The sequence below is a fragment of the Nostoc paludosum FACHB-159 genome, from assembly GCF_014698835.1.
Lineage (GTDB): Bacteria > Cyanobacteriota > Cyanobacteriia > Cyanobacteriales > Nostocaceae > Nostoc > Nostoc paludosum.
This window is the reverse complement of sequence record NZ_JACJTU010000005.1, coordinates 116,043-137,743: the sequence shown is the minus strand read 5'-3', so window position 1 is coordinate 137,743 and position 21,701 is coordinate 116,043. Positions and strand designations below refer to the sequence as shown.

Below are 21,701 nucleotides of genomic sequence, written 5' to 3'. Positions count from 1 at the left end.
TAAAATTGACAGTTTGTAGAAATATAAAGCTTACAAACTGTCAACTTAAAAATTCTACGGCGTTAAAGAATTCCAAAAAATATCCTACTGTTGACAGTCAACAGCCATCAACTTCTACTAGTTGTTTTTATTTCTTAGAGTTCCCTTACTTCTAACTTTAATTCACTGCACTGGGTTCCATGTACATGATTTCCCAAATGTGTCCATCTAAATCCTCAAACCCATGTACATACATAAAACCGCTATCTTGTGGGTCATTGTAAGTTTTGCCACCAGCAGCGATCGCCTTGCTCACCATGTCATCAACGGCTTCTCGGCTTTCAGAAGACAAACACACCAATACTTCAGTGTTCTTTGTGGCATCACAAATGGCTTTGGGAGTAAATATCTTAAACTTGTCTTGAGTCAAGAGCATGACAAAGATATCTTCACTCACAATCATGGAAGTGGCACTCTCGTCAGTAAACTGAGGATTGAAATTGAAGCCCAGTTTCGTAAAAAAATCCACAGATTGATTGAGATTTTTTACAGGGAGGTTCACAAAAATTTTCTTAGCCATACTTTCTCCTTTTGTTAACTTAATTACGCATCCCTTTACTCAAATTAAAAATGGAAAATTAAAAATTAAAAAAGCATACAAACCCCTGAATTCATTTATGGAAAAGAAGGAATAATGTATTTACCAAACACACGGTGCGTTATCCCAATTTTCTAAAGTTCCGCAACAGATTCAAGCCTTTAAACCTAAATAAAATCCGAATTTCCTAATTACATTAGCGCAGGTCATTACGAATTACGTAGCTTGGTTCTCACGCCTTGGCGAGTATTACGAATTATCAATTGGTAGCGCCCGTGAAGTCTGAAATACAGCGCCCTTCCTTCAAGCTCCTAAACTTATTTATGGGAATGTTAATTTTTAATTTTTAATTCTTTATTTTTAATTTCCCGAAAAGCTTGACATAGATTGCAGGAGTTCTTCGAGACGGTTTAGAGTCTGGCGCAGGCCTACCTCCATACCCGATTGCAGATGTCCATCCCGCTGCTCCCTAGACTGGTGTTGGATATGGATATGTAGCGTTGTTTTTCCATCTTCTTCAGTCAGGGTCAGTGTGTTCAAACGATCGCTGTTGGGAACTGGTTCATAGCGTTCGGTGGACACTAATCTTTCTGATGGCACAATCTCACGATATTCTCCTGAGAACCCGTGGTCAGTGCCGTTGCTGGAGTCATGCAAGACATAGCGCCAGCTGCCCCCCACGCGCAGGTCGATTTCACAGACGGTCATTGTCATGCTGCTGCAACCTCCAAACCAGCGCTTAACGTGTTCAGGCTGAGTCCATGCCTCAAAGAGCAGGCGGCGCGGGGCATTGAAGACACGAGTTATAATGATTTCCCGATCTGATGGCAAGGTAAGTGTGAAACCATTGTGCTGCTGTTCGACTTGTTTGGCCAGGAATTCGTCGAGGCAATCGAAACTGGAATTCCAGCCTGCAACAACACCCATCTCTTCATGCTTGCGGCGATCGCTAGCAGATTTATGCACAATCTCAAGTGTGAGTTTGGTTTTACCATCCACATCCTCGAATATTGCTGTCATCACGATTCCCTGTGGTAGTTCAGCGTTGATGACTTGTTCAAACCCCTCGTCAAATTCATCTGTGGTGACAATGCGTTCTGGAGGTACAATTTCGCGGAAAACACCTTTGGCGGGGTACTCCGTGCCATCTGGACTAATCATGACGTAGCGCCATCGACCCCCCAGACGCAAATCCAGTTCGGTCACGCGGGTTGTGAAGCCTTTTGGTCCCCACCATTGTGCGATGTGTTGTGGCTCTGTCCATGCCTTAAATACAAGTTCTCGTGGCGCGTTAAAGACACGGGTAATAACGATCTTGCGTTCGGATTCAGTGGAATCAGAGCCATTTTGTTTCAACATCTTGTTTCTCCTTAAGAATGGAACGATCGCACATTAGGGTTCGCGATCGGATTTCTTTTCCTCTGCTTGCAATTCCTGTAGATACTCGTCTAAGCGATCTAAATTCTGTTCCCAGAACTGACTATATTGCTCGATCCAATCTGCTACGTCTTTAAGCGCTTGAGCCTCTAACCGACAGGGACGCCATTGAGCCTCTCGACTCCGTGCGATCAATCCAGCACGTTCTAGCACCTTGAGATGTTTGGAAATGGCAGGTAGGCTCATGTCAAAGGGTTGGGCTAGTTCAGTCACCGATGCTTCGCCCTTAGCAAGATGAGCCAGGATTGCCCGCCGGGTAGGATCGGCAAGGGCCGCAAAGGTGAGGCTCAATCGATCGCTAGACATTTAGGATGGAAGTATTTAACCAACTAGTTAATTAACCACTAGGTTAAATGTACTAGTCAAAAATGTCAAGAGCTGATTAGCCATAGTCCCTTGCCACTCTCTCTGAAATGGCAGAACAGGGAAATGCAGCCCAAGTAGACAATGCAGTGACTCTTATCAAACACCTACACGCAACGACTTAGAGCAATGTTGTATCGATATAGCCTTTCCTAATCTACTGGAGTACTTAATACATTGCTAATTTGGCTAAACCTCTGTGTAACTGTGCGCGACGGCAGTCGCTACAACTCTTGGAACCCCCGCAACGCGCTGCCTCCCCTTTGCGTTAAAAACCAAACTTTGTGTACCTCACTGAACTGGGAATCGCTATAAAGCGAAAACGCACACTAGCCCAGATTTTCTTCACTTTTTGAACAGGAAAGATACAAGTCTGGGCGGTTTATTTTGGTCTTGCTCATGCCACCACTCGTTAAAATCCTCTAGCAGGAAACCATGATTTTTTGCTGCTTGAAAAAAATCTGATAGGTGATGTATAAATGCTGGAATTTGAATCACTTCTTGATTTCTTTGAAAATTAGCTTGTGTGCCTCCATATTGTCTGAACGGATGAAGTTCACAAATGAAAAAGTATCCTCCCTTAACAAGTACGCGGTATGCTTCTGAAAATATAAATGATAAATCTTCGATGTGTTCTAGAACGAGATTACAAACGATCGAATCAGCAGACTCGTTGTTACAAAACCATTGGTTTGTGATGTCTGCTGTAATGAACGTCACATTGGCTGAATTAACTTTTTCTTTTGCCTTCTCGATCATCGATGCTGAAAAATCGACTGCATAAACTTTTTGGGCGATTTGTGACAGCAGCAGCGTATTTTTGCCTGTGCCACAGCCAATTTCAACAACTGATTTACATCTCAAACCCATGAAGGTTTCTTTAGTAACGATTCGATCCAAATCCCGCGTTAGGTTTTCATCAGCATCATATGTAGTTGACCAATTATCGTATGCGGCTTGAATACTCATATTTATTAAAAGGAAACAGGGAAAAGGGAACAAGGGACTTCCAATTAAAAAAATAATCAATCGCTGTGTAGGCAGTTCTTGGCAGGTAGCTTTTAGCTGGGGGAAAAAGAAGAATATGATTTAAATAAATGGCGTTGCTGAATCAGAATATAAAATGCCAAAATTACCTTTCCTTTTCTTTGTACCTTTGCGCCTTTGCGACTTTGCGTGAGACAAATTCATATTTTCAATCAGCAACGCCAAATAAATTGATTAATTTATTCTCTGGAAGTCCCCAAAGAAAGCACCTAGCGTTCACTCAAAAGTAGAATTATTCTACTATAGGGTTAACACTCAAGCGTCAAAAGTCAATCCGAAAATATGTGCTGCGTTAAATGCAAGGACAACTTATTGCACTGTTCGATCGCACAGTCCGATAGTCAGCAATGCTGCTGCTCCAAATGCTGCTATAGTCCGAACATGGTTCCATAGTGTCCAGTTAGTGAGATATCTAGCCCATAAGTTTGCGCCCTCAGTGCTATCTGGTTTGGCGATCGCTAAGGCATCATTCAGCGGTACATTGAAGACGATGGTCACCAGAATAGTGCCAACAAGGTAGACCAGACTACCAAGCAGTAAGTATACTGCACCAGGTTGATCCCACTTTGATAGCGAGGCGATCGCCAGAAATAGGCAAGCCAAACCCGTTCCAAACAGCGCCACCATAAACAACGGATCGATCGCTGTGATATTGATCGATTGCATGGCAATAATGCCTTCTCTGGGTTGAAGTCGAGCAAGAGCGCTCATAACAAAAGTCGAAAAAGCAAAGAAAACTCCCGCCACTAGTCCGCAGCCCAAGGCAGTGAAAAGTTTTAATGCAAAAGGCAGCTGGTCAACAGTTATCATAAATACTCCTACAGACAGATGACTAATTAGCAAAACTAAATTTTTAAATTTTCTTCTAGAAATGGGCGATCGATGCTAACTTACATTAGACTTCTTGCAGAAGTCGGGGAAAGGGAAAGGTTTGGTATTTTCCTTTCCCCTTTAACATGTATCCCTTTTCCCACAAGAGTGCAAAAGTGTTTTTTGCAAGAGGTCTATTGTTTAACAAGAGAATACGATCGCTGGCCATATCAACTCCAATCAATGGCAATAAATGTGCCATACTTCTTCTCAATTGAATTAATTTTCTTTAGATTAGGAAAACAATTTATTTTCTAACTATTTGATTCTTGTGCAACTATCAAAATCTTGCGGTCAGTTTTCAAAAGTTCAGATAGAAACCTAAAAGGATATGACTGATTCTTCCAGCATTCTTTGGATACAATCAATTTGGCTTGAGAAAGCTAAGATCTGGATAGATGATGAACTTGCTCGGCAAGGTATCGAGCGAATTGGCACGGTTGAGCAGCCTCACATACGTCATTGGTCAACAGTCCTGAAGCTGCCAACTAATGTAGGCTATATTTACTTCAAAGCAGTTATGTCAGAGCTTGTGTATGAAGCATCGCTAACTCAAGTTCTGTCGCACTGGTATCCTGAGTTTATGCCGCAAGTGCTAGCAGTAGATGGAAAACTTGGATGGCTGTTGATGAAGGATGGTGGAATGCGACTTCGGGAAAGTCTCAAAACCGAGGATGACATTCGACATTGGCAATCAATCCTGCCAATTTATGCCCAAGTGCAAAGAGAGTCTACCAAGCGAATAGATGAGTTATTGAGAATTGGTGTCCCAAATCACCGTTTAACAGTTTTGCCTACTAGGTTCAAAGAATTACTAGCTAATACTGAGGTGTTAAATCTCGATCGCCCTGGTGGAATTAGTTTAGCTGAATATCAACGTTTGCAAGACTATACTGCTTTAGTTACAAACTTGTGCGATCGACTAGCTGCTTATGGTGTACCAGAGTCAATCCATCACGGAGATTTACACGATGGAAATGTTTTTATTCATGATGGGCGCTATCTGTTGTTTGATTGGGGTGATAGTAGTATTGCTCACCCGTTTTTTACTCTACACAGCACATATAGAAACTTAACGAATAGATTTGGTTTAGAAAAAACCTCATGCTGGTTTGAGTTACTCACAGAATGCTATTTGAATTCATGGGTTGAATATGAGACTCAGGAAAAATTAGCACAAGTATTTCATCTCGTACAAAGGTTATCACCAATTGCCTCAGCCTTGAGATTGTTGCCAGTGCTATCAAGTATGGATGAAGTGACTCGCAAGAAATATGATGAGTGGATGCCCAGTTTACTGAGAGAATTTTTAAATTTGAATAACTAGAGGCAGGAGGCAGGAGGCAGGAGGCCTCCTGCCTTCTTCAACCTTTAACTAATTCTACGATGGCCCTTATTAGCTCCTGTGGTTCTACAGGTTTGGCAATATGCTTGGTAAATCCGGCGGCTATGGCAAGTTTTTGATTAATTTCTCCAGCATAGGCAGTCAGAGCGATCGCTTTTAGATTTCCTCCCCGTTCTGGTGGCAGATTTCTTACCTGCCGCATTAACATATAACCATCCATATCAGGCATTCCCACATCGCTGACTAAGATGTCTGGGATTGATTTTACTAATAGTTGCAGTGCTTCAGATGCAGATGTAGCTAAAATAACCTTTGCCCCTGCTTGCTCTAACAAGAAGCTGATATAGTCGCGGGTATCTGCATCATCATCTACCATCAGAATTTGCATATTTGCCAGCGATAAAGCCGCAGACACATCAGATGAAGAATCTGAATTAAGTTCATTGTCTACTAGGGCAGTCTTAATTAGTGGTATCCTCACCGTAAAAGTGGCTCCATGCCCTTCGCCTAAACTATGTGCCGTCACCATACCACCGTGTAATTCTGTGAGATGGCGAACAATTGCTAAACCTATTCCTAATCCGCCAAATTTTCTAGTTGTGGCGGCATCTGCTTGACGAAAATAGTCAAATATGTATGGTAAAAAGTCAGGACTGATACCTCTGCCTGTATCGCTAACGACGATCTGAGCTTGAGTACCAACACGTTCCAAACGCACCTCTACACACCCTCCTACATCAGTGAACTTCACTGCATTGGATAACAAATTCCAGATGATTTGCTGAAGACGTGCTGTATCGCCTGCTACCTGAAATTTGGAATTTAGGTGAGGCGGTTCCCCTCGTAGACGCAAAGCGTCTTCCCGCAAGGGTGGGGGGACTGCCGAAGCTGAAGGGATTTCTGATTTTAGATGATTACATTGCTGGCTAGAGTCTGAGCTAATATCAGCAGGATTTTCCAATCCAAAATCGATAATCGAAAATTGTAAATTGATGGACTTGGCTTGAGCAGCTAGGCGCACTGTGTCTATTGCAGCTAAAATTGTAGCTTCTAAATCAACCGATGTAATGTCGAAACTCAGTTTGCCTTGCAGAATCCGGGATACATCCAGCAAATCTCCAATCAACTGGGTTTGCAATTGAGCATTGCGTTCTATGGCTTCTAAGGCGAAAGCTGTTTTTTGTTCGTCTAACTTGGAGTTGCGAAGCAGCTTTGCCCAACCCAAAATTGGGTTGAGGGGTGTACGCAATTCATGGGATAATACCGCTAGAAACTCATCTTTGATGCGGTTTGCTGCTTCTGCTTGCTCGCGTGCCGCTTGTTCTCGTAATAAGAGTTGTTCTCGTTCTGCTTCTGCCGTTTTGCGATCGCTAACGTCAGTATGAGTTCCCAACATCCGCAGGGGTTTCCCTTCATTGTCCCACGATACAATTTTGCCCACCGAGAAAATCCATTTCCAATCTCCGGCTTTAGTTCGTTGTCTAAACTCTACTCGGTAATCATCAACTTTCCCTGCAATGTAATCTTCATAAGCCTGAGAAACCGCTGCTGCATCATCAGGATGGAGGCGTTCGCGCCACTTGGCATTAGTTTCCTGAAATTCATCCGGTTCGTAGCCTAGCATCTGGGCATACTCTGAATTCACAATTGCATCACCAGTTTGCAGATTCAGGTCATAAAGTCCCTGATTTCCCGCTACCAAAGCTAAACGGAGGCGTTCTTCGCTATCTTGCAACGCTGCTTGTGCTTGCTTGCGTTGAGTAATATCCTGAAGAATCAGCAAAATAGCATTAACGCTGCCGCACTCGTCGTAAAGGGGAGCCGCTGAAATATTAAGAAATACATTTGAGCCGTCACGCTTGCGGCGATAGGTTTCCACACCAAAGAAGACTTCCCCTTTGGTGACAGCCTCCCGTAGCTGGTCGCATTCTTGGAGCTTTTCTTCTGGGACAATGGGCAACTGGTGACCTAAAAGTTCTGCTTCACTCCAGCCAAATAATTGCTCTGCTGCTGCATTCCATAACTTGACGGTGGTATCTGTTTCAACAACAACAATCGGCAATGGGGAAGCTTGAATAAGCGTAGTTAAGGTTTGTAGGGTTTGTTGGAGTTCTTGTTGGACTTCCTTGTATTCAGTGATGTCCATATTCACCCCAATTAAACGATCTGCCTGACCTCCGTCACCAAAAATTTTTGCCTTGGCAGCTATCCAGCGAATTCTGCCATCAGGAAGTATAATCCGCCATTGGGTGTCGAAGTCAGATCCTTGCGTGACAGTTCGTTGGGCGGCAAGATGGGCCTTGGAGCGATCGTCTGGGTGTAATCGTTTTAACCAATGCTCATAGCTACCCTCAAAACTTCCAGGTCTCAGCCCAAATAGAGCTTCCATTTCTTCTGTCCAAATCAATTCTCCGGTTTGGAACTTCCATTCACAAGTGCCTATTTTGCCGACTTGTTGTGCCAAAACTAACCGTTCGCGACTGGCCCGCAGAGCAACTTCCACCCGGTGTCGCTCGTCGATTTCCTGTTGTAATTGCTGGTTAACTTGTACTAGTTCAACAGTTCTGTTCTGTACGCGCTGTTCTAATTCTTCTTGCAGCCGTCTAAGTTGGTTTTCAACTGCCAAACGTTCCTCAATTTCTGCGGATAATGCCTTGTTTGCTTGCCTTAATTCTAGGGGACTTGGCAAGGCTAGTGCTTGAGGAACTAAGGGTACGAGTTCGATCGCTGTAAACAATGAAACGATGGCAGTTACAGCTTTGAGAATGCCTGATAGCCAATAGGTAGGATGCCACAATGTCCAGATCTCGGCAATGTGCGTCGTACCACAGAAGACAATAAAAGCGGCAAATAACAAAAATATCCAAGAGAAAGGTAAATCTTGCCGTTTGCGAACAAAATAGAACAACGTCAGCGGAATGGAATAGTAAGCAAGTGCAATGATGGCATCAGAAATTATATGCAGCCAAACTAACCCTGGCTTCCACAGGTAGCAGTGACCATGAGGAATAAATGAGCCTGTGCTAAATAAATTAACTACAAAGTCGTGCATACCAGTGAAAACTAGGGTGAGAGAACAAGTCAAAACTTAGATCGACTGCCGAGAACATATAAATAATGTTTAACTTTAAAATTGATACAAATAGCCAGCAGAGGAAAAACAATTAGAGACTAGTCATTTGTATCAGGTATTTCGTCAAATGGTATGACGCAGCGCATATTTTTTATTGCCTGTTGACGGTTGACACTTAACTGTCAGCAATCAACTAACCTAATGAGTGACTGAGTAGTTTCAAAGCATAATAATTTAACACTATAGGCTAGATAATTTAGATATTTAATATACTTCTTAGGTTGCCGTTGGTCATATTCTCCAGCGTAGGCGCTCAGAGCGATCGCTGGGATAAAGCTGGGTGAGGAAACCAGGAATGCATTATGGTTTTGCTTGACCTGCAACTGCTTGAACTAAATCTGCGATCGCTTTCACTAAAACTTCTGGTTCCACCGGCTTGGGTACATGCCGTTGAAAGCCTGCCAACATCGCCTGCTGATAGTCAATTTCTCCAGCATAGGCAGTCAGAGCGATGGCTTTTATTTGTCCTCCCTGTTCTGGCGGTAAAGCTCTTACTTGCCGCATCAGCATATAACCGTCCACCTCTGGCATCCCGATATCGCTCACTAGCACATCTGGCTTGGACTCACTGAAAGTAGCAATGGCTTCAACGGCTGAGGCAACCGCAGTTACATTTGCCTGGTACTGTTCTAGCAAGAAAGTTAAAAACTCTCGCGTATCGTTATCATCATCGACCACCAAAATTTTTATCCCCTGCAAATTCCGAAATGGCTCAGACTGTTTAACATCTGAATTCCTTGGGGATGGATTTGCCAGACTCGGCAGCCTGACGGTAAAAGTTGCCCCCTGACCTTCGCCTGGACTGTCTGCCCAAACGGTGCCGCCATGTAGTTCGACTAAGTGACGGGCGATGGCCAGCCCTAACCCCAGTCCTCCAAATTTTCGAGTTGTAGCCCCATCCTCTTGGCGGAAGTAGTCAAAAACATGGGGAAGAAAGTCAGGGTGAATTCCCTTACCTGTATCGCTGACGATAATCTGAGCAAAACCATCAAGGCGTTCTAGGCGGATTTCAACTTGTCCTCCAATATCGGTGAACTTGATGGCGTTGGAGAGGAGGTTCCAAATCACTTGCTGTAATCGGTTAGGATCGCCTGATACTAGCCCGACATCTGGTTGCAGCTGTGCCTGAATTTCAATGGACTTGGCTTGGGCCGCTAATCGTACCGTTTCGATGGCAGCTTGAATCGTCATCGCCAAATTAACACGGGAAACATTCAGGCTGAGTTTACCTTGGAGAATTCGAGAGACATCGAGCAAATCTTCAATTAGTTCCGACTGCAACTTGGCATTGCGTTCGATGACATTTAAGGCTTGAGCTGTCTTCGCTTGGTCAAGTTTGCCTGTTTTCAGCAGCTGTGACCAGCCTAAAATAGGGTTGAGGGGCGATCGCAATTCGTGTGACAGAACGGCTAAAAACTCATCTTTGATGCGGTTGGCTTGTTGCAGTTGTTGGGCTTGTTGCTGCATTGAGGTCAGCAGATCTGCTCGCTCAAGGGCGATGGCTATTTGGTCGCAGGTTGATTGCAGCAGGTTAATTTCTTCTAAGGTAAAATTAGTCCGGGTGAAACTGCCAAATGATAGCGACCCCAATAATCGTCCTCGAACGATTAACGGTTGACAAGCATAAGCAGTAATTCCCATTGACTTGAGCAGTTGGGCGTTAGGATCGGTGGAAATTTGCCTTCCATCCAGAACAATTTGCCGTCGCTGTTGTGCCACCAGTCCGCACAGATACTGGCCAAATTCAGTCCATTCCATTGAACGAGCCGCATCATCAGAAATCCCTGCATAATGTTTTAGATGCAATATCGGTCGGTTGTCTTTTTGCTCAACCATGTAGTTGTAGTAGCAATTCAACCCCAGCTGATCTGAAAGTTTGCTAAATAAGTTGTCCATCAGCTGCATGGGGTGTTCGGCGGCGAGTAAATCGCGAGTCATCTCATACAGCAGATGCAACCGTTGATCTGCTTGCCGTTTTGCAGTTTTGTCTTGCAAGATTTTCACAAACCCCTGTATATGCCCTGCTTCATTTTGTAACGGCATCATTAAACCACTCGCCCAGAATTGGGTTCCGTCTTGACGAAGGTGCCAACGTTCGTTTTCTGCCCGTTCCTGGGTCAAGGCAGTTTGCATCTCCCACTCGGCTTGTTTTTGCTCGTTATCTTCTGGTGTGAAAATGATTCGAGCGTCGCGTCCTATGGCTTCTGTTTCGGTATAGCCCAACAGCTTTTGGGCGCCGGAATTCCAACTAGCAATGATGCCGTTGAGGTCGAGGGTGAAGATGGCGTAATCTTTGGCGCTTTCAACCATGAGGCGGAAGCGAGATTCACTCTCGGCGATCGCTACCCGTGCCAACACTTGGGCAGAAATGTCCTGAAAATAGCAAACCACGCCGTAGCGGCCCTCTGGCAGGGGAATGCGATTGATTCGCCACTCATAATATTCAATTACCCCGCGATCGCGACGCTCCTCGATTCGCTCTGGCACAAAGTACGGCTCCCCGCTTTCCAGCGTGTGGCGGTACTGTTGCACAACTTCATCTGCATACGCTGGCGACCACAGGATGTGCATCACCTCCTCGAAGTCTCGACCGATTAAATCAGGAATATCTCCAAAGGCCGGCAATGCGGTGGGGTTGACTTGCCTGATACGGAAGTCCTGGTCAATTAGGAAAACACCAAGGGGGGCTTCGTCGAAGAGTGTTTGCAACTGTGCCTGACTCGAACGCAACGCCTCTTCTATCTGCTGACGCTTGGTGATATCTTGAAACAAAAGTACGATGGCATTGCTGTCATCCAGTAGGGCAGCCGAAATACTGACAACCACGGTTGAGCCGTCGCGTTTGCAGCGGTACGTTTCTACTCCAGAGAAGATTTCCCCGTTGCTCACTGCCTCTCGCACCAAGCGGCATTCCTCTTGTTTCTCTGGCGGTACAATGGGAATGGGTTTGCCTAACACTTCTGCTTCACTCCAGCCGAAGAGCCTTGCGGCCGCCGGGTTCCAGAGTTGCACAATGCAATTTGGTTCAATGATGACAATGGGTAACGGTGAAGCTGCAATCAGGGTTTGTAGTCTTTGGAGAGTGCGTTGGTTTTGCTGCTCTGAGAGTTGGCGATCGGTAATATCGAGGGTGACACCGATCATCCGTAGCGGTTGACCGTTGGTATCGTAGGACGCTCGGCCGCGGGCAATAAGCCAGTGGATGCTGCCATCTGACCAGACGATGCGATATTCGGCATCGTAATCAATTTTGTTTGCGATCGCCTGTTGCATCATCTCTCGAACGTACTGGCGATCTTCGGGATGAACTACCTCAAACAGCCGTTGGTAGGATAATTCTGCCTCCGGGGGTAGCCCAAAGTTTGCTTTACACCGATCGGAGCTATCCATTACTCCTGTTACGAGATCCAGTTGCCAAGAGCCAAGCTTACCCGTTTGCAGGGCAATTAAGAGCCGTTCTTCATTCTCACGCAGAGCGGCTTCGTCCATGACACGTTGGGTAATATCGGCAAATGCCCCGACAACACCTCTAACCCTCTGGTTTTCATCTAATAACGGCGAAGCATAACAGAGCAGTTTAATTAATGTTCCATCGCTATGTACAATGTCTACCACTTCATCTTGCACCGATGTGTTATGAATTGCTGCATACTGCATCGGTAAGTGTGCAACTGGAATGTCTTGACGGTCTCGACATAAGCGATAAAGGGGGCGTTCATCGGCGGGAGCGCCCAAGGAGGCATTTGCGACCATCGGAACTCGAATCAGTTTAGACAGGTAAGGATTGACGCGAATTGTTCTGCACTCTGGGTCTTCAGCGATCGCTACGCCAATGGGCAGTAAATCAAATAGAGTTTGTAACTCGTTGAGGCGCTGGGTAAGTTGCTGGTTAAGCTGTTGAATTTCGGCTTCGGCTTGTTTGCGTAAGCGAAGCTCGTTGTAGACATCACTGATGTTAGCGAACAAAATGGCGAATTTGTGGCTTTGGGTTGCATCGATGCAAAAAGCCTTGACATCAAACCAACGATTGCTCATTGCTACGGATTGAGCCTCAAACCGAATGGGTTTGCCCGTTAGCACCACTTTGCTGTAAATCTCAAACCAGGAAGCTTCGAGATTGGGGACAAGTTCTCGTGCCGTTTTGCCTGTGGCTTGTTTCAACCCCGTCATTTTTTCAAAAGCCGGGTTGACTTTGAGAAACTGATAATCAATCGGTTTACCGTTTTCATCAAACAGCATTTCGCAGATGCAGAAGCCTTCGTCGATGGATTCAAACAACGTGCGATATTTGGCTTCGGATTCGGCCAAGGCAAGATAAGAGCGATCGCGCTCGAACACAATGCTGGCAACTTGGCTGCCAAAGTCTGCCAGTTGCAATTCCCAATCGGTGGGCATCCGTGGTTGGTCAAAGCACAACATCAACGATCCCAAGGCTAGGCCGTCGGCGTCCATCACCGGCTGGGAATGACACGCCAAAATGCCGTGAGCCACACATAAATTTCGCCATTCCTGCGACCAGCGATCGTCGTTAACAATGTCGGCGCAGCTAATCGGCTCACCCCGATACACTGCTTCGCCGCAGGTTCCAATGCACAAATCGTTGATTGGAGCATCCTTGAGTCCTTCCCCAAAGGACGATGGAAAGTCTGGAGTAATGGAATTCTTAAACTTCGTCCCTTGAGCATTGGTCAGCAAAAAGCAGGCGCGTGTACCTGGATGAAGGTAAGACACTGAGGCACACATGGCTTTTAGGCATTCATTGAGGGGGCGTCCACAAGCAATTAACTCCAGCAGTCGTTTCTGCTCGAATAGCATGAGTTCTGCTCGTTTGCGTTTTCGGCGTTCTTGGGTTTCTCGCAGTGCCCGTTGTACCGATGGCACTAGCCGCCCTAAGCGTTGCTTGAGAACATAATCTGTGGCTCCACGTTTGAGGGTTTCAATGGCTAATTCCTCACCCAAACTGCCAGAGACAAAGATTAATGGCACATCAGGACGCAGATGGCAAGCAATTTCTAAAGCACTGATGCCATCAAATTCCGGTAGTCCATAGTCTGCCAGAATCAGGTCAAACTCATTTTCTAAAAGTGCTGCTACAAAATCACCACGAGTTTCCACCTGGAGCAGTTCACAGTCGATGCCGCCATCCATCAGCATGGCTTCAACAACATTGGCATCCAACGGATTATCTTCAAGCAAGAGAAACCGGAGTGGCATTATCATTCCTCCTACTGGAATTGGATATCTTCTGAAACTGCTGTCTTCAGAACAGGGGGCACAATTTCAACTCCTCCCAGATGAAAAATACCTGGCTAGTAAGTCTTCACCGCGATCGCCCAAGGAATACAGTAATGTTTCAATTTGTTTCATCGCCAGTGGTAAAGGCCTTGTCCGTCCGTTCTCCCATCGATTAACACTATGGAAAGAAACCCCCAGTTTCTCTGCAAACTTGACCTGTGAGAGTTTAAGCCGCATTCTTGTCTCACGAATCAACTCTGCAAGCTCTGTCTTCTCGATTGCAGCCATGAACGTGGATACCTTGATTACTATGTAACGAGCGGACTATAGCAGGTGCGATAGTTGCTGCTAAAATATAGCATATTAACTTGCTGTTATGATCTCTACCCAAAGAAGCAGAAATTTTCCCCTGACAAAAATTTGTTGGGCGCAAAAGTTACCAGTAATTGGCAATACTCGCAAAGCAGGAAGCAAGCTACGCAATTGGCAATTATAATCAGTGGTAGATTCAAACCCGTTATAGCAATCCGATTTGATTCGGACAATGACTCGTAGAGGTAAGGGACTGGGGATTGGGGACTGGGGACTGGGGATTGGGAATAAAGGTGTACTGAGTTTTGTTCAAAAATCAAAAATCAGTCATATACCAATTCGCAATTAAAATACAAAAAATATTATCAATAAATAATTAGAAAATTAATACTAATTGTCTAAAATTCGGTAACAGATTAAAACTTTAAAATCTACATACAATGAAAATTATTTAATAGTGAATTGACAATTGTTTTGGTCAACAACAGCCTTTAACCGTCACCTTAAGTAAGTCGGTGTGAAAAAATCAAACTATGTTAATAAAGGTTAATTTAGCTCAAACCCTCTTTCCTCCTGCCTCCTGCCTCCTGCCTTATCCTGACGATAAATATTCACAACCACTTACTTAACTCATGACTCCAGTAGATATTCTCATTCTCTCCAACGGCCCAGGGGAAGTAACCACTTGGGTGCGTCCAGTAGTGAAGGCATTGCGGCAACAACTAGGGGATGACCGTTCTGTTGTGAGGATTTCTGTAGTTTTATCCCCTTGTCCCAATGCTACTGGTAAAGAAGCTGCGATCGCTCTTTCTTACCCAGAAGTAGACAGAGTTCAGCCAGCAGAGCATTTTTCGCAATTTCTCCTCTGGGGTAAAACATTTGAAAATTGGGAGTGGAGAAGTCGCGGTGTGGTGGTTTTTCTCGGCGGCGATCAAATTTTCCCTGTAATTATTGGTAAAAAATTAGGATATCGCACAGTTGTTTACGCCGAATGGGAAGCCCGGTGGCATAACTTGATAGACCGCTTTGGAGTTATGAAACCTCAAGTTGCTGCCCGTGTTGCCCCAAAATATGCCCACAAATTTACTGTTGTGGGAGATTTGATGCTAGAAGCCCAAGGATCTTGTACGAACGCGATTAATGGCGTCTCTACTGCTGAAATAATTGGTATATTACCGGGTTCAAAAGCAGCAAAATTAACCCAGGGGATACCTTTAATGTTAGCCATTGCCGAATATATCCACGCCAACAGACCCCAAACTAAATTTGTGCTTCCTGTTGCTCCAACGGTGGATTTGCAAACCTTAGCTAGTTTTGGCGATTCCCAAAAAAACCCTTTTGTAGAAACTTTTGGCCTTAGCAGTGTTTCTTTAATAATTCCAGAGGACGGCAAAAGCAAGGCATCACTGAAAACACAAACAGGCCTAACTTTAGAATTATGGCAAGAAAACCCTGCCTATGACTTGTTATCACAATGTTGCATCTGCCTGACTACCGTGGGGGCAAACACCGCTGAACTCGGTGCATTAGGAGTACCGATGATTGTTTTGCTACCTACTCAACAACTAGATGCGATGCGTTCTTGGGATGGTTTACCGGGTTTATTGGCGAATCTGCCAGGGGTTGGTTCTACCTTTGCCAAGGTAATTAACTGGGTATTTCTCAGACGCAAAGGTTTATTAGCATGGCCGAACATCTGGGCACAGGAAGAAATTGTCCCAGAACTTGTAGGCAAACTCCAACCGTCAGAAGTTGGAGACATGGTATTAGATTTTTTGGCTCATCCAGAAAAATTGGACGGTATCCGGCACAAGCTACGTCAGGTTCGTGGTGAAAGCGGAGCAGCTCAGAAGATAGCACAGATTGTTAATGAGGTAATTGGGGAGTAAGGGGGCATTGGGCATGGGGAGGGGTGGGAGGTGTGGGAGGTGTGGGAGGTGTGGGAGGTGTGGGAGGTGTGGGAGGTGTGGGAGGTGTGGGAGGTGTGGGAGGTGTGGGAGGATGGGGAAGAGACGGGGGCATAAATTCTCTTTCTCCCCACACTTCCCCATCCTCCCACACTCCCCACACTCCCCACACTTCCCCATCCCCCTACACTCCCCACCTCCCCACTCCCTCATCCCTTCAACCTAATCCGAAGACCCGCCACTACGTCTTCCCAGTTCAAAAATGCCACAACTAATACAAGCAAGTATGCCTAAGCTGATTCCCCAGCTACGTCCTAAACTGATTTCTACACCCCAATTGAACAAAGCGCCGAGTACCAAGAAAGGCACAATACTAAATAGTGAGGCGTAGAAAGCGTTTTGGGATTCTCTAGCTTTCCGAGTTTTTTCAAATTCTGATTGACTAGTATAAAGCGATCGCTCGGCAAAGTTAAACCAGCGGTTGAGTTGCTCGATTACCCATTCAGTGGCTTTTGATAAACCTAGATATAACGCTAATGACCACAAACTCGCTCCAGCGATCGCGATCGTGTCTAATTCAAAGCGGAAAGGCAAAATTTCAGTCAGCATGTCTTGGGGAGTCCTGCAAGGGTCAACTTTAGCTTTTAGTAGATGCTAAAAAAACCTCTTGTGCAATTTTAAGCATAAACGTTAACAAGATTTCAACTGTTTGAAAACTCTCTGACTGCTAAGACTACTCCAAGTTACCGAAAATTTTGGTCTAAAGCCTCGCCCTAAAAGGGCAATTTTTTCTTATAGCAGTAGTCACATTGGTTAGGACATTAACAATCATTCTTTGCTGCCGCAGCCCTAAAGAAGTGCGAACACTAAGGCTGTTGTTTTAGCAACGTTAAGCCTCTTTGTTATGCGTAATCAATTTACAACTTGTTTAAATTTAGGTTAATTAAAGGTTATGTAATAAATGGCAACTATCTTATAATACCTCTAAACTACAGTAAATCTCTCGGTTTACCGAATTTTATAGAGGAGGGAAATTTTGAGAAACAAGCGGCAGCATACTTGGAAATTAAACAGAGATATCGCTAAACAAGTTCACACTCGTACTGTTAAAGCTTGGCAAGCTATAAGAAACTGGGGGTTTATATCCCTATTTTTGGCAGGAGTAAGCTTAAGTATAGTGATGAGTGCTTGCTCTGGAGCTAATGTTGATAACACTGGTAATAAAATCGCCACTTCAGAGCGTGATATAAACCTAACGTTTGTTTCTTACTCGGTGACAAAGGCTGCATACGAGCAAATTATTCCACAATTTGTAGAAAAATGGAAAAAAGAGCATAACCAAAATCTGAAGTTTACTGAAAGTTATGATGGGTCTGGTTCTCAAACGCTAAATGTGATTGATGGTTTAGAGGCTGATGTGATACACCTGTCACTAGCCCTTGATGTTGACAAACTGGTTCAGACAGGTTTTATTCAACCAGGTTGGGAAAAAGAAGCACCAAATAATGCAATCGTGACACAATCCGTAGGTGCGATCGCTACTCGTGAGGGGAATCCCAAAAATATTAAAACTTGGACAGATTTGACAAAACCAGGAGTGAGCGTACTGACAGCTAACCCGAAAACATCTGGTGGTGCGCGATGGAACTTCCTAAGTTTATGGGGTTACATAACAAAAACTGGACAGGATGAGAAGCAAGCATTAGATTTTACTTCCAAAGTTTATAAAAATGTACTTGTGCTGCCCAAGACTGCTCGTAATGCCAGCGAATTGTTCTTTAAACAAGGTCAAGGGGATGCTTTACTCAACTATGAAAATGAAATGATTTTATCAAAACAAAAAGGCGAAAAGTTCTCATATGTTGTCCCTGATGTGAATATATCTATTGATAATCCAATTGCTGTGGTAGATAAGAACGTCGAGCAACATGGAACTCGGAAAGTTGCAGAAGCATTTGTGCAATATCTGTATACACCAGAGGTACAACGAGAATTTGCCAAAATAGGATTTCGCCCTGTGAATAATACGATCGCAAAAGAATTTGGTAGCAATTTTCCTAAAGTCAAAACTCTGTTTAAAGCAGAAGATTTAGGAGGATGGAACAAGATTCAACAACAATTTTTTAATGAAGGTGCTATTTTTGATCGAATCCAAGCTCAGAAGTCTTTAAAGTAAATGGGTAAAAACTTTCAGATTTTTTATAACGCGGTAAATGACCGCTAACTATATTAAAATCGCTCTTCAATCTCCCATTAATTAAAAACCCCTCTTGGTTAGGAGGGGTAAAGTACTATTTAGTGTAATTAAAATTGACGCGCTTATCGCATCAAAATTGAATGCCTAGCAAACATTAGTCAATGATTTGTGGACTAGGAACTTGCGCGTCAATATCTGCCTGAGATAACGTAGGTAGCAACCAGCTGCCTTCACCAGCTTTGAAGACTTTAGCAGGTGCAACATTTAATTCAATTGCACCAGTAGCTGGATTAGTTCTAGCAATGGACTGTGTACCATCGACAAACTTGACTGCAATGGGTTGGGTTAACTCTTGTACTTCAGTATTCGGACTTAAAACTACCTGAGTACCTGCGGGTAGGTAGATACCATCACAATCCCAATCATCATCTGTAATTTGCCCTGCTGCTAAGAAGTAAAGTTGAGTTGGATATTTTTTCGGTTTATTGGCGTAGATACCCAAAGTTTTACCGGTTTGATTAAAGCACTGCGCTCGTTTTCTGGCCGTTTCCATCACATACTTCTGAGACTGCAATTGTGCTAGTCGGGCTTGAAATTGCTCAGGTGTATAGCCAGCTTGTTCAGGGTTATCTTTCACAGTTAGAAGTTGATTTAGTTCCTGAGTTACCTCAACATAATCAGTTCCTTTGGTAAAATCTTTACCTGCCCAAGAAGGTTGAGCAATTGTCAGATTCACGATAAACACGAGAGCGACAAGAATAATTTTGATGAACTGCATATTTTTCTCCCTGGTTTGAGATTTTTAGTAATCAGCTAAGGAACTTATTAGTTGCTTAACACTTGAGTAAAAGAGGTAAAAAGCAAAATTATTACCTACATAAGGAAGCTTTTTTAATATTTTTGCATAAGTTTTGATTTAGTGGAATACTGAGTCTTGAATCTTAGTAAAACTTTCAACTCATTAGGATTGACCAATTCATGATTGTTTTTGTAATTTTAATTTGTACTTGTTCTTATAAACTTTCTGCTTTGAATTTAGAACTTTGGATTATTTTTATTAGTCCCATTAGATATAAACAAGTAGCATTCAAAGCAAACATTCTTGCTTATCAAAAAAAATCAATAACGGCTTTAACTTAGCGTCAGATATTTTAGTATCTAACTTACAAATAGATCGAGTCAAGTAAAATGCAGCTTTTTATTTGTTAATCAAAAAAGCATTTTTGGCTGATTATTAGTAACGAGTCAGTTTTTCAACCGCTTTGTTATTGTCTCCAACTGTTTGATCGATTGTAAAAGATTTATTGGTAGAAGGTTGTTTAGGAAATTTGCTATTAGTTTGAATATGCAAGCCTGGTAATAGAGCTACTTTAGCTTCTTGATTCTCTTTTGAACTATGTACTAAAGTGACTTTAAGTTCATTGATAATTTGTTGCTGCTCTTTGATAATTTGAGTTAGTTCATTGAGCTTTTGATAGTGTAATTCATCCAATTTCTGATGTTGGCTTGATACTCTAAAATTAAGCTTTCCCATTGATAGAAGCAAATATTGTTTTTTTTGTTAAAACGATAAATAAAAGTAATCGTTTTTGAGAATATTTTGAAGGCAAGGAAGAATCCCAGCGATGTCTACGACGGACTGCGCCTACGCAACTACTAATGATTGCCAGGTTCTCGAATAAAATAGAGTGCATCACGTTTTTCAATTTCCATACCGCCTCTATTCCAGCTTCCCCAACGAGTTATAAATTTTTTCTGGCGATCGCTACGTTCAATCGCAACAGTAAAATTATTACGGAGTTCCCGATAACATCCATCTAAATTCGTCAAAGTTAAGTCGAGCGTTGGGATATTAAATTTATTCTCACCTTTATTGACAACAAAAAATCCTTCACTGCCTCGTTCCATTAGCAATACAGTCGGACTATCAATAGCTGCTAAAACATTTTCTTTAATATTTTTTCCCTGATTACCTCGTTGATGCATAATTTGACGAAATTGGACACCATATTTGATAAAAGAAGCATCTCTATTATTCGTATTCAGTATTAAAGGAGTACCACTTTCTCTTGCCAGAACATAGGCTGTTGCTAGCAAAGAGTCTGAAGGATCGCTATAGGGGTTGATGGGATTGGAATTAATCTCGCGGAGAGTATCATGGTTACTGCCAAAGGTGACGCTATGCGGATCTTTTATGCTTGTAGGAACTCGCAGCGATCGCAAATCTCCTCCGAAGCTGAAGGCATTTTTCATTGAGTTGTAGAGAACAAAATCTGTAACAGCAGCAATCCAGTTATAGTTTTCTGCGCTGGTGTCGCTATCTGTAATTACCTCAAGATAATTCCATGCTTTTCCTTGACTATATAAATCTACATAGTCGATGTACTCTTTGATAACATCTGCTGGCATATGCTTAGCAGCATCAAACCGAAATCCATCAATTCCTAAATCTAGTAATTTTTTTAAATGAGCTTTTTGAATTGTTTTAACGTTAGTGGTAAATATCAAGTCAGGAAGTCCACCTAACCAACAATTAATTTCTGAATTTCTGTTGCCATCACTATAATTAATGCTACAAGGCTTTTTTCCTAAAATGTTGGAGTTTGAATTAAAGTCACTCACAGAAAGACCCGGAAATTGAGTTAAATCTTCAAAATTTTCATTATCATCTAAATTAGCCATGTGATTGAAAACAACATCAGCAATCACTTTGATATTACAACTATGGGCTTGATTAATAAGTTTTTTTAAATTGAGTAGCGAACCTCTACCTTCAATAATGCTGTAGTCTACAGGTTGATAACGCGCCCACCATTCTGGGGCGGGATTAGATTTTTGGGCTGGAGAAATTTGAATGTGAGAATATCCTTGGTTGGCAATTTCACATACAAACTTCTCAATATCACTGTAGTGTGAATTAAATGCATGAAAAATTGCAGTGGGTTTTTCTGCGGCTAACGTCTTAATAGGAAAGATACAAATTATGCAGATTACAAGGGCACAACTCAAGAGAGTTTTTATCAAATACATCGCTACCAAACTTTCTGATATGCTAAATACTTTTGCAGAGATGATTAATTATGAGGCAATAGGCAATAGGGGGCGTTGCTGAATCAGAATATGAAATGCCAAAATTACCTTTCCTTTTCTTTGTACCTTTGCGCCTTTGCGACTTTGCGTGAGACAAATTCATATTTTCAATCAGCAACGCCCAATAGGGAATAGGGAATTAAAGGATTTTAAAAAGGGCGTATTAAAACATTACTGCAAGCCACCTC

16 protein-coding genes and 1 pseudogene are annotated in these 21,701 nt (G+C 43.2%); 4 read left to right on the top strand and 13 right to left on the bottom strand.

Translation table 11 applies throughout. The features are described from left to right. Positions 1-157 precede the first annotated feature (157 nt). The 5 genes from H6H03_RS07140 to H6H03_RS07120 all read right to left on the bottom strand — a co-directional run bounded on the left by H6H03_RS07140 (position 158) and on the right by H6H03_RS07120 (position 4,234). Positions 158-559 (bottom strand): VOC family protein, encoded by a 402-nt coding sequence (locus H6H03_RS07140; protein WP_190954448.1) that lies wholly within the window; start codon positions 557-559, stop codon positions 158-160. A gap of 378 nt (positions 560-937) precedes the next feature. Further along, entirely contained in the window at positions 938-1,936 is a 999-nt protein-coding gene (locus tag H6H03_RS07135) for an SRPBCC family protein (RefSeq protein WP_190954447.1), read from the bottom strand. 33 nt (positions 1,937-1,969) lie between these two features. Beyond that, a complete protein-coding gene (locus H6H03_RS07130) occupies positions 1,970-2,320 on the bottom strand; it encodes an ArsR/SmtB family transcription factor (protein WP_190954446.1) in 351 nt (116 codons plus the stop codon). A 402-nt stretch (positions 2,321-2,722) separates the two neighbouring features. Continuing rightward, positions 2,723-3,346: a class I SAM-dependent methyltransferase gene (locus H6H03_RS07125; protein ID WP_190954445.1), complete on the bottom strand. Its 624-nt coding sequence runs from the start codon at positions 3,344-3,346 to the stop codon at positions 2,723-2,725. 387 nt (positions 3,347-3,733) lie between these two features. Continuing rightward, positions 3,734-4,234: an anthrone oxygenase family protein gene (locus H6H03_RS07120; RefSeq protein WP_190954444.1), complete on the bottom strand. Its 501-nt coding sequence runs from the start codon at positions 4,232-4,234 to the stop codon at positions 3,734-3,736. Between the two features lie 391 nt (positions 4,235-4,625). Between H6H03_RS07120 and H6H03_RS07115 the strand changes: the two genes are divergently transcribed. Beyond that, a complete protein-coding gene (locus tag H6H03_RS07115) occupies positions 4,626-5,621 on the top strand; it encodes a phosphotransferase (protein ID WP_190954443.1) in 996 nt (331 codons plus the stop codon). Positions 5,622-5,658: 37 nt separating this feature from the next. On the opposite strand, the gene H6H03_RS07110 is transcribed toward H6H03_RS07115, so the two are convergent. The 4 genes and pseudogenes from H6H03_RS07110 to H6H03_RS07100 all read right to left on the bottom strand — a co-directional run bounded on the left by H6H03_RS07110 (position 5,659) and on the right by H6H03_RS07100 (position 14,244). Further along, complete coding sequence (locus H6H03_RS07110) at positions 5,659-8,691, bottom strand: PAS domain-containing hybrid sensor histidine kinase/response regulator (protein WP_190954442.1); 3,033 nt, start codon at positions 8,689-8,691, stop codon at positions 5,659-5,661. A 381-nt stretch (positions 8,692-9,072) separates the two neighbouring features. Continuing rightward, the gene (locus H6H03_RS41965; protein WP_449289989.1) at positions 9,073-11,502 is read right to left on the bottom strand and encodes a PAS domain S-box protein; all 2,430 of its coding nucleotides are present in this window, start codon (positions 11,500-11,502) and stop codon (positions 9,073-9,075) included. A 9-nt stretch (positions 11,503-11,511) separates the two neighbouring features. Beyond that, a pseudogene (locus H6H03_RS41960) lies at positions 11,512-13,920 on the bottom strand (PAS domain S-box protein); the annotation flags it as partial. A gap of 132 nt (positions 13,921-14,052) precedes the next feature. Next, positions 14,053-14,244, bottom strand: a complete 192-nt coding sequence (locus H6H03_RS07100; RefSeq protein ID WP_242057781.1) for a helix-turn-helix domain-containing protein — start codon at positions 14,242-14,244, stop codon at positions 14,053-14,055. Positions 14,245-14,951: 707 nt separating this feature from the next. On the opposite strand from H6H03_RS07100, the gene H6H03_RS07095 reads away from it, so the two are divergent. Both H6H03_RS07095 and H6H03_RS07090 read left to right on the top strand, forming a co-directional pair. Beyond that, the gene (locus H6H03_RS07095; protein ID WP_190954439.1) at positions 14,952-16,208 is read left to right on the top strand and encodes a lipid-A-disaccharide synthase; all 1,257 of its coding nucleotides are present in this window, start codon (positions 14,952-14,954) and stop codon (positions 16,206-16,208) included. Positions 16,209-16,231: 23 nt separating this feature from the next. Further along, positions 16,232-16,501, top strand: a complete 270-nt coding sequence (locus H6H03_RS07090; RefSeq protein ID WP_190954438.1) for a hypothetical protein — start codon at positions 16,232-16,234, stop codon at positions 16,499-16,501. Here the strand turns inward: H6H03_RS07090 and H6H03_RS07085 are convergent. Continuing rightward, positions 16,449-16,835 (bottom strand): hypothetical protein, encoded by a 387-nt coding sequence (locus H6H03_RS07085; RefSeq protein WP_190954437.1) that lies wholly within the window; start codon positions 16,833-16,835, stop codon positions 16,449-16,451. The genes H6H03_RS07090 and H6H03_RS07085 overlap by 53 nt on opposite strands. A gap of 469 nt (positions 16,836-17,304) precedes the next feature. Here H6H03_RS07085 and H6H03_RS07080 point away from each other — a divergent pair, with 469 nt between their 5' ends. Next, positions 17,305-18,402: a sulfate ABC transporter substrate-binding protein gene (locus H6H03_RS07080; protein ID WP_390841955.1), complete on the top strand. Its 1,098-nt coding sequence runs from the start codon at positions 17,305-17,307 to the stop codon at positions 18,400-18,402. A gap of 175 nt (positions 18,403-18,577) precedes the next feature. On the opposite strand, the gene H6H03_RS07075 is transcribed toward H6H03_RS07080, so the two are convergent. From H6H03_RS07075 to H6H03_RS07065, 3 genes are all read right to left on the bottom strand, one after another. Further along, on the bottom strand, positions 18,578-19,201 hold the full coding sequence (locus tag H6H03_RS07075) for a hypothetical protein (RefSeq protein WP_190954436.1): 624 nt from the start codon (positions 19,199-19,201) through the stop codon (positions 18,578-18,580). Between the two features lie 456 nt (positions 19,202-19,657). After that, positions 19,658-19,957, bottom strand: a complete 300-nt coding sequence (locus H6H03_RS07070; RefSeq protein ID WP_190954435.1) for a hypothetical protein — start codon at positions 19,955-19,957, stop codon at positions 19,658-19,660. A gap of 122 nt (positions 19,958-20,079) precedes the next feature. Next, positions 20,080-21,453 carry an alpha-amylase family glycosyl hydrolase gene (locus tag H6H03_RS07065; protein ID WP_190954434.1) on the bottom strand — a complete coding sequence of 458 codons (1,374 nt, stop codon included), beginning with the start codon at positions 21,451-21,453 and terminating at the stop codon, positions 20,080-20,082. Positions 21,454-21,701 lie beyond the last annotated feature (248 nt).